General features: G+C 34.4%; 17 protein-coding genes and 1 pseudogene. 8 read left to right on the top strand and 10 right to left on the bottom strand.

Features of this window, described 5'->3' with window-relative positions; all coding sequences use genetic code 11:
- The first annotated feature begins 76 nt into the window (after positions 1-76).
- From AT726_RS08220 to AT726_RS12845, 4 genes and pseudogenes are all read left to right on the top strand, one after another.
- Positions 77-652, top strand: coding sequence for a TetR/AcrR family transcriptional regulator (locus tag AT726_RS08220; protein ID WP_055245097.1), 576 nt, complete (start codon positions 77-79; stop codon positions 650-652).
- A gap of 857 nt (positions 653-1,509) precedes the next feature.
- Positions 1,510-1,632 (top strand): annotated as a pseudogene (locus tag AT726_RS13610) (DUF6444 domain-containing protein); the annotation flags it as partial.
- Between the two features lie 3 nt (positions 1,633-1,635).
- Positions 1,636-2,715 (top strand): IS66 family transposase, encoded by a 1,080-nt coding sequence (gene tnpC, locus AT726_RS08215; protein WP_068759376.1) that lies wholly within the window; start codon positions 1,636-1,638, stop codon positions 2,713-2,715.
- Positions 2,716-2,880 carry a hypothetical protein gene (locus tag AT726_RS12845; RefSeq protein ID WP_158508542.1) on the top strand — a complete coding sequence of 55 codons (165 nt, stop codon included), beginning with the start codon at positions 2,716-2,718 and terminating at the stop codon, positions 2,878-2,880.
- A 164-nt stretch (positions 2,881-3,044) separates the two neighbouring features.
- On the opposite strand, the gene AT726_RS08210 is transcribed toward AT726_RS12845, so the two are convergent.
- Positions 3,045-3,518, bottom strand: coding sequence for a hypothetical protein (locus AT726_RS08210; protein ID WP_055277460.1), 474 nt, complete (start codon positions 3,516-3,518; stop codon positions 3,045-3,047).
- Positions 3,519-3,766: 248 nt separating this feature from the next.
- On the opposite strand from AT726_RS08210, the gene AT726_RS08205 reads away from it, so the two are divergent.
- Entirely contained in the window at positions 3,767-4,306 is a 540-nt protein-coding gene (locus tag AT726_RS08205) for a DNA-3-methyladenine glycosylase I (RefSeq protein ID WP_055245167.1), read from the top strand.
- 63 nt (positions 4,307-4,369) lie between these two features.
- Complete coding sequence (locus tag AT726_RS08200) at positions 4,370-5,197, top strand: AraC family transcriptional regulator (RefSeq protein ID WP_055245165.1); 828 nt, start codon at positions 4,370-4,372, stop codon at positions 5,195-5,197.
- Here AT726_RS08200 and AT726_RS08195 read toward each other — a convergent pair whose 3' ends face one another.
- Positions 5,198-5,818 (bottom strand): YczE/YyaS/YitT family protein, encoded by a 621-nt coding sequence (locus tag AT726_RS08195; RefSeq protein WP_055277411.1) that lies wholly within the window; start codon positions 5,816-5,818, stop codon positions 5,198-5,200. It lies immediately after the preceding gene.
- Between the two features lie 325 nt (positions 5,819-6,143).
- Between AT726_RS08195 and AT726_RS08190 the strand changes: the two genes are divergently transcribed.
- Positions 6,144-7,958, top strand: a complete 1,815-nt coding sequence (locus tag AT726_RS08190; protein WP_068759375.1) for a carbohydrate-binding domain-containing protein — start codon at positions 6,144-6,146, stop codon at positions 7,956-7,958.
- Between the two features lie 206 nt (positions 7,959-8,164).
- On the opposite strand, the gene tnpA is transcribed toward AT726_RS08190, so the two are convergent.
- Both tnpA and AT726_RS08180 read right to left on the bottom strand, forming a co-directional pair.
- Positions 8,165-8,584 (bottom strand): IS200/IS605 family transposase, encoded by a 420-nt coding sequence (gene tnpA, locus AT726_RS08185; RefSeq protein ID WP_068759374.1) that lies wholly within the window; start codon positions 8,582-8,584, stop codon positions 8,165-8,167.
- 203 nt (positions 8,585-8,787) lie between these two features.
- On the bottom strand, positions 8,788-9,600 hold the full coding sequence (locus tag AT726_RS08180; RefSeq protein WP_068759373.1) for a DUF4037 domain-containing protein: 813 nt from the start codon (positions 9,598-9,600) through the stop codon (positions 8,788-8,790).
- A gap of 73 nt (positions 9,601-9,673) precedes the next feature.
- On the opposite strand from AT726_RS08180, the gene AT726_RS08175 reads away from it, so the two are divergent.
- On the top strand, positions 9,674-10,234 hold the full coding sequence (locus AT726_RS08175; protein WP_068759372.1) for a 5-formyltetrahydrofolate cyclo-ligase: 561 nt from the start codon (positions 9,674-9,676) through the stop codon (positions 10,232-10,234).
- Between the two features lie 26 nt (positions 10,235-10,260).
- Here AT726_RS08175 and AT726_RS08170 read toward each other — a convergent pair whose 3' ends face one another.
- From AT726_RS08170 to AT726_RS08145, 6 genes are all read right to left on the bottom strand, one after another.
- Positions 10,261-11,055, bottom strand: a complete 795-nt coding sequence (locus AT726_RS08170) for an aminoglycoside N(3)-acetyltransferase (protein ID WP_237297038.1) — start codon at positions 11,053-11,055, stop codon at positions 10,261-10,263.
- A gap of 164 nt (positions 11,056-11,219) precedes the next feature.
- Complete coding sequence (locus AT726_RS08165) at positions 11,220-11,702, bottom strand: HugZ family pyridoxamine 5'-phosphate oxidase (protein ID WP_082704891.1); 483 nt, start codon at positions 11,700-11,702, stop codon at positions 11,220-11,222.
- Between the two features lie 155 nt (positions 11,703-11,857).
- On the bottom strand, positions 11,858-12,196 hold the full coding sequence (locus AT726_RS08160; RefSeq protein WP_237297037.1) for an RpiB/LacA/LacB family sugar-phosphate isomerase: 339 nt from the start codon (positions 12,194-12,196) through the stop codon (positions 11,858-11,860).
- A 101-nt stretch (positions 12,197-12,297) separates the two neighbouring features.
- Positions 12,298-12,678: a desulfoferrodoxin family protein gene (locus AT726_RS08155; protein ID WP_055241815.1), complete on the bottom strand. Its 381-nt coding sequence runs from the start codon at positions 12,676-12,678 to the stop codon at positions 12,298-12,300.
- Between the two features lie 286 nt (positions 12,679-12,964).
- On the bottom strand, positions 12,965-14,344 hold the full coding sequence (locus AT726_RS08150; protein WP_055277399.1) for an MATE family efflux transporter: 1,380 nt from the start codon (positions 14,342-14,344) through the stop codon (positions 12,965-12,967).
- Between the two features lie 157 nt (positions 14,345-14,501).
- Positions 14,502-15,830 carry an FAD-binding oxidoreductase gene (locus AT726_RS08145; protein WP_055277397.1) on the bottom strand — a complete coding sequence of 443 codons (1,329 nt, stop codon included), beginning with the start codon at positions 15,828-15,830 and terminating at the stop codon, positions 14,502-14,504.
- Positions 15,831-16,348 lie beyond the last annotated feature (518 nt).

Raw genomic sequence — 16,348 nt, 5'->3', positions numbered from 1 at the left:
TGTTCATTTTCGTGTCGATTAATCAACAATAAGGCAGAATCTGTTGATTAATATTATTGGGAGGAAGGATTGAAGCATGAAATTAGAAGATCGCCGTGTACGTCGCACAAAGCAATTAATTAAACAAAGCTTAATTGAGTTGATGCACGAAAAACCATTTAAAGATATCACCGTTAAAGATATCACAGAACGAGCAGACTTAAATCGAGGAACCTTTTATTTACATTATGTTGATATCTACGATCTCCTTTCTAAAATTGAAGACGAAACATTACAAGCCATTGAAGAGATGATGCTAGATTATCGATGCAAAATCAATATGCCATCCTGTTATGAATTATTAGATGAATTATTCTCATATATTGAAGATAACCGTGACTTATTTGAAGTTTTATTACACTCACAATCAGAAGGAATTTTTCTCAATAAACTTCAATATTTAATTAAAACAATGGGACTTGATTTAATGAATATGATTTATAAGGACACTTCACGTCCTCATTACTGTTACTTTTTATCATTCGTTTTAAATGGTGTTTTAGGGGTAACTGAACAGTGGTTTAATAATGGAATGGATATGAGTTCAACTGAAATGGCAACCATGATTGATCATTTCATCATGGATGGAATTTCTATTTTAGCCAAATTATAATTTTTTCATTTTTTATATTGTTTAATCTATCAAAACATGATATTCTATTCACTCAACCCCTTGCGTTAAGACAAGGAATGTTTCGAGGTTGAAGGAAAAGAACAATTTCCACGTACTGTTCTTTATGTGTTGTTAAGATCATCGTCGGTAATGATGATCGCCGAAGCATTCACAAAAAGAAAGTAATTACCATATAAGTTAATTACGAGCGCTTTTTCATAAATAGAGCTCAGATTGCAAACATAAATGATGAGATAAAACTCTTCACAGAAACCAATATGAAGGCTAATTTCTCACCTTAATGAGAAAACGCGGCCACTAGGCTCTGTTTATTTTTCTTGTTTAAACGCAATATGCGTTTTATAGGAAGAAGGCCTGTAAAACCTTTGGGGTTAATTAAAAACACCAAAGGAGGAATTTGAAATGAAACAAATTCAAATGTTAAAAGATGCAACAAAAGGATTAGTAATTGGAACAGCTTTATTCTACATTACCCCTCAAGTCATCGAAGTCATTGCACACATGACTGCTGTTAAATAATAAAATAAAAACCTGATGAATTCATCAGGTTTTTATTTTCCCCCTCTCTTTAAATTTTTAAAGAAAAAAATTTAGTTATAGTTCATTTGTAACTATTCAGCCACCAAGTAAACGAATTCCGTTTCTTGGTGTTTTTGTTAATGATATGTAGCTCTCGTGAATAACTTACCTATTTGTAAGATTTACGTTATAATATCCTTACTATTCCAACTTTAGAAGAAGGTGTCATCTTATGTCAGAATCTGAAATCATCAAAGTTTATCAGGAGGGGATTCAATCCGTTATTAGTTTAGTTCAAGGACTTTCCACTCAAATCTCTGAAGTTATCTCAGACTGTTTCAGATTTAGATGCTCGCCTTAAGAAACTTGAAAAACAATCAAATCAAACCAGTCAAAATAGTAGCTTACCTCCGTCAACCGATGGTTTTAAAAAGACAAAAAGTTTGCGTCAACCTTCAAATAAAAAAACGGGTGGTCAAGTCGGGCATCAAGGTTCAACCTTAAAAATGGTAAAAGATCCGGATCTTGTCGTCACACATCATCCGAAAACTTGCCAAGGGTGTGGGTGTTGTTTAGAAAACGTTGAACCTCAAAAAACGATTCGACGTCAAGTTTTTGATTTACCGAGCTTAAGGCTTCAAGTGACTGAGCATCAATCCCAAATTAAAGTATGTCCTAACTGTCACTTTAAAAATGAAGGACTATTTCCGAAACATGTCACACAACCGACACAATATGGGCCACATTTAACAAGTGTATTAACTTATTTCAGTCACTATCAATTGATTCCTTTCAACCGTCTGAAACAATTGACTCAAGATATTTTCAAAGCGACCATCAGCCAAGGAACACTGGTGAATATGACGAAACGATGTGATGAGTTATTAGAAACGACTGAAGCTTCAATCAAAGAAAATCTTTTGGCATCAAATCATCTTCAGTTAGATGAAACAGGCTGTTATGTCAATGGAAAGAGACACTGGCTTCACGTGACTTCAAATCAAAAATTCACGCATTACTTTGTTCATGAAAAGCGTGGCTCTCAAGCCATTGAAGCCAATGGCATTCTTCCCTCTTTCAAAGGAACCGTCATCCATGACCATTGGACCCCGTATTTTAAATATGATGATTGTACGCATGCTTTATGTAACGTTCATCATTTAAGAGAGTTTAAAGGAATCATCGATTTTGAGAACCAACAGTGGGCAAAAAACATGACGAAATTATTACTTGAAGCTAAAACTTATTCAGAAGAGACGGAATATCCTTTACCCTTATCTAAAATACAGGAGTTTGAGAAACGATACCAACAAATCATCGAAGAGGGTTACCGTGAGAATCCTTTAAAACTGCATGAAAAGAATACGGATTCCGTTCGATTACTCAATCGTTTATCGAAACGACAAGAAGAAGTATTAGAATTTCTGTATCAAGTTGAAGTTCCGTTTGATAATAATTTAGCTGAGAGGGATAGGGTCCCCATCCTTTCTGAAAGAAAGGTATCTACCTTTGATGGGCAATGAATGACTAAAACTAAACAAAAAATATCCGGATGTTTCCGAACAGAAAAAGGTGCTCATTGTTTCGCCCGAATCAGAGGTTTCATCTCTACTTGTCAAAAGCAAGGATTAAATATTATCGAAAGTATTGAAACCATTTTAATGGGAAATACGATTCAATTTTCATAACATTCACAAGGAGTACTTCACTAAATGAGCACTCCTTTTTGTGATACTCTTTTCTACTAGGCTGAATAGTTACGTTCATTTTACTAAAATAGATTTTTTATCAGAAAAAATCACTATTTTTACGATAAAAGTAAAAGGCTACCGCTTTGCGATAGCCTTTTTTACTATTGTTCAAGATGATCATTTGGGTGTCGGATTTCATCAACAAATTCTTTTGCTTTATCAACAATTTTTTTTGCTCCATGTTCAATTTTTTCACCGACATGTTCAATACCTTCTGCTGTTTCATGGATTACTTTTTCAGTGCCCTCAGCAACATTTTTCATTCCTTTAGCAATACCATGAGCCACATCTTCTGCCACATCTTCTGCACCATTAACTACTTTTTTAGCACCATGAGCAATATCTTCTGCAACGTTTTTAACTCCATGTGCTGTTGCATGAACTGCTTTATTCGCACCATATTCCACATCTTTAGCTACATTTTCCACACCATGAGCCACTTTTTTTGCTCCGTGTTCAACATCTTCTGCTATGTCTTTGACTTCATGTGCCATTTTATGTGCAACATGTTCGGTACCTTTGACAACTTCTTCACCAAACTCTTCTTGATGAGTTGATTTATTATAGGTAGACATCTTAAATACCTCCTTTAAATCTCAACAATTGTTTCAACTTAATGAAACCAATATTAGTATTCTCAAATTCTCATCAAAATACATTCATTATAGATTTTTCTTCCAAAAATCAATCTTTATTAAAATACATTCCTAAAACTACTATCTTTACTACTCTTTCGTTCCAATTTATCCTTACCTCAAACTTCAGAGACATTCATTTTCATCAAATTGAAGATAATAAGAGAAAATCAAACTAGGTGATATTTATGCGTCAATGTACAGGATGTAAAAAAGAATTGTATCAATTATATCGTGAATCATCATTTGGAACTCCAATTTATGATGATGAGCAGCTATTCAGAGTTCTTTGTTATAAAATTTTACAAACAGGGCTCAATGAAAAAGTGATTGCTAATAAAAAACGTGAGATAGAAAAAGCTTTTGATCAATTTAATATTAAAAAAATCGCTCAATATGATGAGTCTAAAATCTTAGAGTTATTAAATAACAAAAATATGATTCGCCATGAAGGAAAGATACGCGCAATCATTCATAATGCGAACCAAATCATCCGTCTTCAAAATAATTATCAAAGCTTTTCGACTTACTTATGGCAGTTTAGTAAGAATCAAACGTTAAATTATGATATAGACGCTCATTTATTATCGCCATTACAATTTGCTACGATGATTTCTAATGCTTTAAAAAAAGAAAGCTTTAAGTTTGTCGGTCCTAAAACGATCCTAAGCTTCATCCATGAAATAGGAATTATTTATGCTAAAAAAGTTTGTATTTATAAAGAATAGATGTTTTTTATGCGCTTTCAAATGTGTTATAATAACATACATAAGGCATTGGGGGATATTTTTATGTCACATATTAGTTTAGAAGTTAACCATAAACATTTTCGTGATTTATATTTATGTTTTTGTGGAATTCATGATTGCGAACCTTCTCACTCATTTGGTCCTGCCATTCGACCTAATTATTTACTTCACTTCGTTATTAAAGGAAAAGGAAATTATTATTTAAATGATAATTGTTATGAAGTAAAGGAAAATGAATGTTTTTTAATTCGGCCAAATGAACTCACTTTTTACCAAGCAGATAAAGATGACCCTTGGACTTATGTTTGGGTTGGTTTTGATGGGGAAATGGCTCAGAAATATTTAGAGGCAGCAGGTTTTTGTGACGATCGATTAGTTCGCCAATATGAACACTGTGAGGAACTCAAAGACTATGTGACACAAATGCTAAGTTATAATAGTTTAACTCAAGCTAATGAATTAAAATATCAAGGATTATTATATTTATTTTTAGCTAAGTTAGCCGAGTCATCAGATATTAAAGTAACAACCGAGCATAAAAATGAAAATCATTATATTAGTAAAGCGATCGAATTTATTCAAAATAACTATTCTAACTATATTAAAGTAAGTGATATTTCTAATTATTTATGTTTAAATCGTACGTATTTAACATCATTATTTCAAAAATATTTAGGAATGTCTCCCCAACAATTTTTAATTCAATTCCGTATTACGAAAGCGGCTCAGTTACTAGTTGAAACTAATCTTTCAGTTGCTGATATTTCTCGATCTTGTGGATATAATGATTCACTTGCTTTTTCAAAATCATTTAAGAAAATTAAATCATTATCTCCAACAGATTTTCGTCTTCAAATGAAAAAAGTGTAGCTAGACTACACTTTTTTCATTTGAAGACGAAGCACATTTATCAATTAATGAATTAGCTAGATTCACAGCTGGTCCTATTAATACCGTCATTAAAATAGTTCCAATTCCAATTGGTCCTTTTAATAATAGAGCTATAATAATAGCTATTAGATCAATTAAAAGTTTAGCCGTCCCAATTTTCAGTTTAAAAACCTCATTTAAAGCAACGGTAATATCATCATTTGGATTAGCTGGAAATTTCGGTCTTAAATAAATAGCAATTCCAACCGAAGCACAAAAAATGGCTACAGTAAAAATAATAATTTGATGAACAATTGTATCTACAGTAATCATATCTACGACTTTTACCCATCCCTCAGTAAAAATCGCCATAAATATAGCAGTCATTAATGGTTTGAAATTCGGTTTTCCACGACGAATAACTGTTGAAATTATAATAGCCACAAACGCCATGAGAAGAATAATAATCGATAAATTTAATCCTGTACGATCAGCTAAAGCAAAGTTAATAGAGTCTAACGATCCTGTTCCTAATCCTGCCTTTGAACTAAAAGCAACCCCTAGTGTTAATAACACAATACCTCCAACATATTGAACATAATCCATTTTATTTCGTTTCACATCTACACCTTCTTCTTTCCTTTTTATCTATTGTCATTATAAGTCCTGAGCCGAATATAATACATTTCATGATGTTAGATAGGTATGGTTAAATGTCTGTTTTTTAATATCATTTATAAAGCATGTTACTTTCATTACCTTTAGAAATTTAAGGATATTTTAAGAATCACTTGTTATATTAATCTCAGATAAGGCAATCATTAGCGTAGAGATCGTGTCCCCATTCCTAAAAGCTATCATTTAGGCGTTTTCTACCTAGGTTTGTCTTATCTTCTTTATATTAAAAATCAAAAAAAGAGAGAAAATTAAACAGGAGGCGTTTACAATGAAAAAGCAACTGACTTTTTTCATTTCAGCTTTATCAATTTATAGTACATTAATCGGGTGCTCTAAGCAGCAACCTAACACCTCTGATGAGGCAATACAAGAAAATATCGTTGAATCAACGAATCAAGATCATTCAGCTGCCGATACAACGATTGAATTTGGATCAAGTATTACAGTCAATGGAACTGGTGTGACAGTCGATGAAAACATAGTCACTATCACTCAAGGCGGGACTTATAGTTTAAGTGGAACACTAGATGACGGGCAAGTTATTGTGAATGCCGGTGATTTAGATCAAGTTGAAATCTTATTAAATGGTGTTCATTTAACGTCTTCAACAAGTGCTCCTATTTACGTTATGAATGCTGATAAAACGACTTTAACATTAGTTGAAGGAACAGAAAGTGTCATAACGGATGCAGAATCATATGTTTATGAAGATGCAACAGTGGATGAACCAAATGCCGCTATTTTTAGCAAAGATGATTTAAAAATTAATGGAACAGGTTCTTTAATTGTGAATGCAAACTATAACAATGGAATAGCGAGTAAAGATGACTTAGATATCAAAAATGGAGATATTACAATTAACGCTGTTAACAATGGATTAAAAGGAAAAGATTCTATTGAAATTGATAACGGAACCTTTGTGATTAACAGCGGTGGTGACGCTATTAAATCAGATAATACAACAGATACAACTAAAGGATGGATTACAATCAATAATGGAACCTTTAATCTAACTGCAACAGGTGATGGTATTCAAGCTGAAACAGATTTATTAATTAATGGTGGAACTTTTACTATCGAAACAGGTGGTGGTAGTGAAAACAGTAGTTCGAAATCATCGAGTTGGGGCGTTTGGGGAATACCCGGACATGCTCAAACTTCATCTTCTAGTAGTGAAGAAACAACAAGTGCAAAAGCATTAAAAGCAGGTGTTAACTTAACGGTTGAAGATGGAAGCTTTAATATTGACTCTTCCGATGATTCAATTCATACAAACGATAGTATCGTCATTAATGGTGGATCATTCACTATAGCTAGTGGCGATGATGGGATTCATGCGGATACAACACTAGACATTAATGGTGGAACAATCGATATTACAAAATCATATGAAGGATTAGAAAGTACAACGATTACGATAAACGATGGAACAATTCATCTCATCGCAAGTGATGATGGAATTAATGCAGCGGGTGGAAATGATGGTTCTGCCATGAATGGACGTCCTGGACAAAATAACTTCTCATCGACTTCAGGTATGATTTACTTTAATGGTGGATATGTCTATGTCAATGCTTCTGGTGATGGACTTGATGCAAATGGATCGATTGAAATGTCAGGTGGAACCGTTATTGTTGATGGACCAACTGATGGCGGAAATGGTGCATTAGACTATGACGCAACGTTTAATATTAGTGGGGGATTATTAATTGCATCCGGAAGTAATGCTATGCTTCAAACCCCAAGTTCATCATCTAGCCAAAATACAATCGTCGTGAGCAGTAATACTTCAAGTCATACATTGGTTAATATTCAAGACAGTACGGGAACAGATTTGATTACTTATGCACCTTCTAAATCATCACAAGTTATTATGATTAGTTCTCCTGAATTTAAAACAGGTGAAACATACACGATTTCAACGGGTGGTACTTCAACTGGAACAGAAATAGATGGCTTATACAAAGGCGGATCATATAGTGGGGGCTCAAATGTAGCGACCTTAACTATCTCAAGCTCTATCACAAGCAATGGAAATTTAAATAATGGTATGGGTGGTCCTGGTGGTATGGGGAGAGCTTAAATAACCTTCAAGCAATTAATTAATAAAAACCACCCGTCAAACGGGTGGTTTTCACTAGGGCTATAAGCCCTTGTTACCGGCTAGCGTCTCAAGGCGCTAGCTTTCACTTTGTTCAAGCTACTTGCCTTTGCCGCTTTTGCTTACTCCTAAAGGAGTTTTCGTATGGCTAGCTACCCTTTAAAAGGGTCTTCATATTCTTTTACACTTCATTTATCCATGGCTATATCATGGCTTTCTTGTTCCTGTATATATTTCTTAATCGTTGCTTCATTTAATCCAACTGTACTTACGTAATATCCTTCGGCCCAAAAGTGTCTATTTCCAAATTTATATTTTAAATTTGCATGTTTATCAAAAATCATCAATGCACTTTTCCCCTTCAAATATCCCATGAAACTTGAGACACTTATTTTTGGTGGGATACTTACTAACATATGGACATGATCTAGCATCAGATGTCCTTCTATTATTTCTACTCCTTTGTAGGCACATAATTGTTTTAATATATCTCTTATACTGGTTTTATATTGATTATAAATTATTTTTCGTCTATACTTAGGAGTAAACACAATGTGATACTTACACATCCACTTTGTGTGAGATAAACTATTTGCCTTATTGGCCATAAAAATCACCTTTCTCTTCTAAAATAGTAGCCTGAACAACTCTATTATAGGAAGAAAGGTGATTTTTTAGTGGTATAACCCTTATTTCCCACCCGCATAGCAGGTGGTTTTATGTTTCGCACGCTTCGCGAGCTCAACAGGCTAAAGCCTTTAATAAAAAAAGAAGCTCTCTCCTAATAGAAGCTTCTTTTTTTGCATCTTCATTACTGTCTATTATCTAACAATTCATTGGGTAACATGTTTTGTAGTTCATCTACTAACTGATTCATTGTCTTTAATACAACTTCATCATTAATTCCTATATTTCTAATTAATTGCTCAATTTGTTTCTGAGCGTCAGGTGGATAAATAGGACAAGAATGCTCAATAATTGACAGTAATCGTTTCTCACCCGGATGCAGCATTTCATTAATTGCGAATATAATATCATAATAGCTAGCTAAAAATGCAGTCACTCGGTGATTCAGACTATTTAAATCTTGTCGCTTAATCGCCTTTTCGACTTGATGATAGTAAGATGAAAAAGCATCTCTTAAAATCGGATAATTCATGTTAATAATATTTTGTTTGAGTTGATGTGGATAGCGTCGATGATACTCTTTTTGTAACTGTTTGAGTAAGCCATTACGATCATATAAAAGCTTAGCATTAACAACATTATGAACAAAACAAGTTGTATACCCTGTACTAGCATGATACTCATTCATCACCGAATGAAGGTTATTCACAATGTCTTCTAAATTAAATAGACAAATATCTATATCAATGTTAAAATCTCTTAAAATATATTCATCAGAACTTCCAAAAAACTCATTTCCAATTTCCATTTGATCAGCAAATTTTAATGCGATGCTACGACGTTTCTCAATTGAAATTGGGCATGTAATAAATAAATCCAGATCAATATCAGAATGCTGATCATTTCGGCCTGCTGCTCGTGAACCAGCTAATGTAATGGCCTCCACTTCATCAAGTTTCTTATATTCTGAAATAATTTCCTTTATTATCTCTTCCATCCTATCCCTCCTACTTACATTATACGAACTGATTGAACATAAAATGAGCATAATCAATTTTTGAGGTGAGAATATGAAAAGTAAAAAGCAACTACGCCAAGAAATTATCTCTCAACGTCTCCAATTAAGTGCAACTGAAATCTTAGAAAAAAGTAAACAAATCCAAAAAAAGATCTGTAGTCATCCTACTTTTTTAAATGCGCCAGTCATTTATATTTATATCGATTATCGTCATGAAGTCTCCACACGTTTAATCATTGAAACAGCCTGGAAATTAAATAAGATTGTTGCTACCCCTAAAATTATTGATGGGGAAATGAAATTTTATCAGATTCACACCTTTGATGATTTAGCAACTGGTACATTTGGAATATTAGAGCCTGTGACGAATGAGTGTATCTCTAATAACGAGGGGCTTATGATTATGCCAGGTGTCGTATTTGATATTAATTGTCATCGAATTGGTTATGGAAAAGGTTTTTATGATCGTTATTTAAATCGTTATCCTACTTTAGATAAAATCGCACTAGCATTTGACCTACAAATCGTTGATCAAATAGAAACCGAATCACACGATGTAAATCCGCAATTTGTCATAACAGAATCACAAATTTATTATAAAAAAAAGGAGTAAGACATTTCATGTCCTACTCCCTAATTTTAATTTAATTTTAAATAATCCGTAGCAAAGTCTATCAATGATCGATAATCTAGTAAGAAGCAACTTCCTCCACCAACTGAATACTTTGGTACATTAGTTATTTGTTCATAAGCTGCTCCTAGTTCATTAAATTGACTAGAATCTAACGCTAAATCTTCAAACTCTACTAACGTACGTTTTCCATTTTCAAGAATTACTGCTTCATGAGTTGTTTTTGTACGACAATTAGCTAAATATTCAGCTAAATGAAGTGCTGTTAACTGAGTATAATCTACACCTAAACATAAAATTTTGGCATCTTGTGCATATAATTTTTGTAACGGTGAATTTTCCCCAAACATTGATTGTAATTGATGATTAGCCATAAACCAATCTGCTTTTCTTCCTGACGCTAAATAAGAAGCAATTGGATGTTCACTTCGACAAACGTTTCGATTTCTTGCGAAAGTTTCTGAAACATCTCCTGCTAAAATCGGTGACACTTCCGAATCAAAGGCTGGTGTGTGTTTATAAATAGTCGATTTCCATTTCTTTGGTAATGATTCATCAAAGAAAGTTGGACATGTTTGGTTAATTGAATGAGCCGGCATAATAATCGTTGTATGATAACCTGCCACCTCATAAATTGCTTCGATAATGGTTTGTGCTCCACCAATAACGTAATCAAATGATTTTAAATCTGTATAAACAATTAATAACTCTTCACTAGCAAGATTTAATTGTTTTAAAAGCTTTAACCAATCTGCCTTTGTCACTGGCTTTGTTGTTTTACTAATTACGTCTGTCGATTTCATGATGACTCCATCCTTCCCTTGTGATGATATGATTAAAATACCATCACCTTTAATTCTCTTCTCTTCTAAATCTTAATCCATCGATAAGTTTAGCTAATACCCCACTGCTAACTTATTACTGTTATTTTACATAAAAACTTTTTAATTGAAAAGAGTCTAATTACTCACAATTTTTGGAGATGTAATTGATGAGCGGTCCCTTCTCCACCGACTGGACTTAAACTTGGGATACCATTTGAATAATTAATATCAAAAGCTTGTCCAAATCCTTTGACTAATCGCCCTTTTTTTAATGTTAATTTGAAGAATCCAAAATCCATGGTACGAAGACGCTCAATCATTTTATGATCATGGGCTTCTTTAAACCATTCATAAACTTCCTCCTCCTCTTCTACTAAAGTAGCAGAAGCAACAAAAGAGACGCGTTGTCTTGCAAAAATATTTTTTGCCTCATGTTCATCTTCGATAATCATAATAGCGCAGGCTGGATTAGCCACTAGATTATGATAATGTTCTGCTGTTTGACTAATATAGATGTAGATATCATGGCCTCTCATAATATAGGGCGCATAACTAATGAATGGACTGTGATTACTCGTTAATGTACTTAACATTAATGTCTTTTGACGTGCTAATAATTCTTCCATTTAATTATCACCTTTCTTTAGTTCATCACTTCTTATTAGCCTCGCACATGTTTTTGATTAATCTGGATGACTTTCTCCACACGTGTTGTATATTCTTTGATGTTCGATAAATAGTCAGTAGAGAGCTAGGTCTTAACAATCTCGAGAGCAAGGGCCTAGCTAATAAATTTACCATCAAGGCAAATAACGTTGGGATTTGAATGCGAACGTGCCAAGCTCGTACAAAAGGGATCTTGGCAGACAGCTGCAAAAATTCCAGGAAGTTTATTTACAATCATTGCACTTCCATAGCCTAAGCCGTCTACTAAAATTTTACGCTCTACTTGCCCTTCACTAACAGCCACTGAAGCGGGATAAACGTAATCTGGTAAATCACATGATTCTTCATGATTCGTTTTAAAATCAATAACCTCATGTCCTTCATTTTGTAAATAGATTTTAATCTCTTCTTTTAATTCGATACCTGCATGATCACAGGCCATCCCTATCTTCATAAAAACACCTCACTTTAATTTCTGTCTTAGACTTTGTATTTTACAAACTTTTATACAAAAAAAGAGCCGGATTCAATCCGACTCTCATCTATTCATGAAAATTATAATGTGATTGTAGCTTTCCAGATTCCGTGTAAATTACACCAAGCGTAAACTTCAACTTCTCCTTTGAAATCTCCTAATGGGAAGATTGCTTCTGGTTTTTCAGTTGCGTTGATTGAGCGACGTAATACTAAATCTCCAGCTTTAACAGCTACAAATGGGATCCAGTGTTTTTCGATACTTGGGTGTTCAACTTCACCAACACATACTTTTAATACTCCATTTTCAGCTGATAAAACTGGCATGTGTTTTTCAACAGCAGCATTAGTTGAGTTTGGTACTAACTCTTCCATTGGTTTTCCATCACAAGTTAACGGTGCAGGTTGTCCCGCTACTACTTCAACAACTGTTTGACTTTCAGGGCAAATATAAAATTTCATTGTTATTCCTCCATTCAATTTTGAAACTCTAAATATACTTATATTATAACCATTAACTATCTCTTCTTCAAACATAATGCACTTTATTTTCCAATCTAATAGTCAGGGATTCACGAAAGTTTAAATCATGAATATATAAATCATGGTTTATTATTGGAATCACCTGTTTACTTTTATCCATTTAAATAATAAGTCACATCATATTTAGGTTTCCTTTTTTATTATAAACATTTACCTTAGAAAAAATCCAACTTCTAAATAAAAAGCTGGACTTACATCTATTTTATTAACTGTTCTCTAATTTCAATTCTTTTAATTCTATTGATTGAGCGGCATGTTTAGCTTGCAGCTTTGGCATCGTTTTAAAGTATGACCATAGTAACCAAACAGTGGCTCCTATCCATGCGAATGGACTAGCCAAACAAACCCCTTGATAACCTAATAATCCTGGTAAAGTAAAGGCGACTAATGTACGCATAATTAATTCCATGACCCCTGCAAACATTGGAACAACGGTATTCCCAATTCCTTGTAATGTAAAACGATACAAGAATAATAATCCTAAAATTGGGAAGAAAATCGAAACAGTGTTTAAATATTGTTGTGATAATGGGAGGGCATCCATATTTTCAGATGGGATAAATAATTGGACGATATAGCTACCAAATAAAACAACGATTACCCCAGCTAAAGCATTTGTAATTAAGGTAATCCATGTACATTGGCGAACTCCTTGACGAACACGTTCAATTTGTCGTGCTCCTAAGTTTTGCGCTGAATATGTTGCCATTGTCATTCCCAGTGCAATCCCTGGTTGAACAACTAACTGCTCCACTTTACTTGCTGCCGTAAAAGCTGCTACTGTTGTTGATCCAAAACTATTCACAGCAACTTGTAAAATCATTACTCCAATCGCTGTAATCGAGTATTGAAGTGCCATTGGTAATGATACAAACATTAGCTCTTTGACAAGTAATGGATCATATTTAAAGTGTTCTTTTTTCAATGCCAAAATGTCAAATTTCTTTAACATGTAGAGATAGCATAAAAAGCCGGATAGTCCTTGTGAGACAACAGTCGCAATGGCAGCTCCAGCTACTCCCATCTTAAAATTAATAATTAAGATAAGGTCTAAAACAATATTGGTAATTGATGCTAAGATTAAAAAATAAAGCGGCGTTTTACTATCTCCAAATGCACGTAATAATGAAGCTAGTAAGTTATAAACAATCGTCGCTACTAATCCCCCAAAGAAAATGATGACATATAACGAGGCCTCGTCCATAATATCGGCTGGCGTATTCATCAACTGTAAAATAGACTTAGCCCCAAGTACACAAATAATCGTTAAAACAACAGTTGCAATAGCCGATAAATAAATCGACGTTGCTGTTGCTTTTTTTATTCCTTCTTCATCATTCGCTCCATATCGTTGAGAAACAATCACTGAGAATCCATGAGTTAATCCATTAACAAATCCTTGTACTAAAAAAATTAACCCGCCTGTTGATCCAACAGCTGCTAAAGCCTGCACCCCCACAAACTGCCCAACAATCGCTGTATCAACCATACTATAAAGTTGTTGAAATAAGTTCCCAATTAAAATAGGAACCGTAAAAGCAAGAATTAACTTTGTTGCATTTCCTTTAGTCATATCCGTCATCATGACATTTATCTCTCCTTTTTAGCGTTAAAATGATTAAACTTTACACTTCAAAATTCCTTATCATCTTATCAGTCCAAGGGATGAGTGTCAATGTGATTTTGTCTTATTTTAAAACTGTCATTTTGACTCAAAAAAAGCGGATACTTTATCCGCTTTTTTATGGTTTTATGGCTTGTTCAAAGTTAAAAATCCCTTCAGGATCATACTTTCTTTTAACTGCTTTTAAAGCTTCTAAATTATCTCCATAATAGTTCTTTTCATAATCACCCGGTTGCACAATCGGGAAGTTAATGAATGATCCTCGTGTATAGGTTGCTAATACATTAAAACGTTCTAATACCCATTCATTATTAATAGCTCGGTACTTTGGATCTTCCCATACCGATTGGAAACCAAGAATAAAGGAAGCATCACGATAATAAAAAGCTGTCTCATCTTTTTCTATATCAGCAATGGCACCACCTAATCCATAGAACGTAATTGCTGTATATAATGAACCTTGTGCACGTTCATCAATTAAATCTAACATGGTTAATAATTCATCGGCACTATAATCACGATGAATAAAACGTCCACCTGAACGGTACATTTCAAACTCTGGATGGCTATCTTGAATCTCACGATTCGCTTGTAAAACAGTCATATAGTCAAAATCAAAATCAGTAGCATCTTGGAATAAGGATAGCAAGTCTTGAGCTTCTTCTTTTGAACCATAGAAAAGTCCTGTTAACTTTACGCCTTTTCCTTTCGTTTCAGAATTATACATCGCCATCTTTAAATTCAAACGACGATCTAAATTTTTAAAGAATCGTTGATAACGAAGCGCGACATCAACCACTTTGGCAAATCCAACGTGTTCATAATCAATATTGATTAATGTTGCCATTTCTATTTTTTCTGGTAAGCGATACGTTAATGACGTCACCACTCCAAAGTTTCCGCCACCGCTACCGCGAAGCGCCCAAAATAAATCTTCATGTTGATTAGCATTTGCCACGATTAATTGCCCTTCTGCAGTAATAACCTCAGCTTCAATTAATTGGTCACAGCCTAATCCAAATAATCGGCTAGAATATCCCCAGCCACCACCAAGTGTATAGCCAGCAACTCCTACCGTTGGACACCCACCACCTGGAAAAGGATAACCCGCTCCACAAACAGCCTCATACAATTCACGATTACGAACGCCACCTTGAACTTTAACGGTTGTTTCATTTAACTCAATGCGGTTCATACAACTAACATCAATGACTAATAATTGATCCCCTGTTGAATAACCTTCATAATGATGAGTTCCTGAACGAATTCGAAATGGAACTCCGTATTGCTTTGCCCACTTGATTGCCTGAATAACATCTTGATTCTCTTGGCAGTACACAATAACTAATGGGTGTTTCTCAATCGCACGATTCCAAGATAAACAACATTCTTCATAATTAGGACTTTCCTTAGTGACAACGACTCCACTCAATGCATTAAAATCCATATTTAATACCTCTCTTTAACTATGTTATAAGATTCTAATAATCATTACTCTAATTAACGTAATTAAACTTAAAATCTATATACAAACAAAAATAAAATCTACATTTACTACGACAACCTAAATATTTCATAGTTCTGCCGTGGGTACCCTGCCATGCGAAGCATGTTTCCTCCACTAGTAGGGCTTGGGTCACCTGCCATGCGAAGCATGTTTCCTCCGCTAGTAGGGCTTGGGTCACCTGCCATGCGAAGCATGTTTCCTCCGCTAGTAGGGCTTGGGTCACCTGCCATGCGAAGCATGTTTCCTCCGCTAGTAGGGCTTGGGTCACCTGCCATGCGAAGCATGTTTCCTCCGCTAGTAGGGCTTGGGTCACCTAGTGATTTCTGAAAGAAATCTATTCCTCCACTGCTAGGGCTTGGGTCACCTAGCGATTTCTGAAAGAAATCTATTCCTCCACTGCTAGGGCTTGGGTCACCTAGCGATTTCTGAAAGAAATCTATTCCTCCACTGCTAGGGCT

Source organism: Turicibacter sp. H121, from assembly GCF_001543345.1.
Lineage (GTDB): Bacteria > Bacillota_I > Bacilli_A > MOL361 > Turicibacteraceae > Turicibacter > Turicibacter bilis.
The sequence above is the reverse complement of the archived record's forward strand: the minus strand, read 5'-3'. Positions and strand labels throughout refer to the sequence as shown.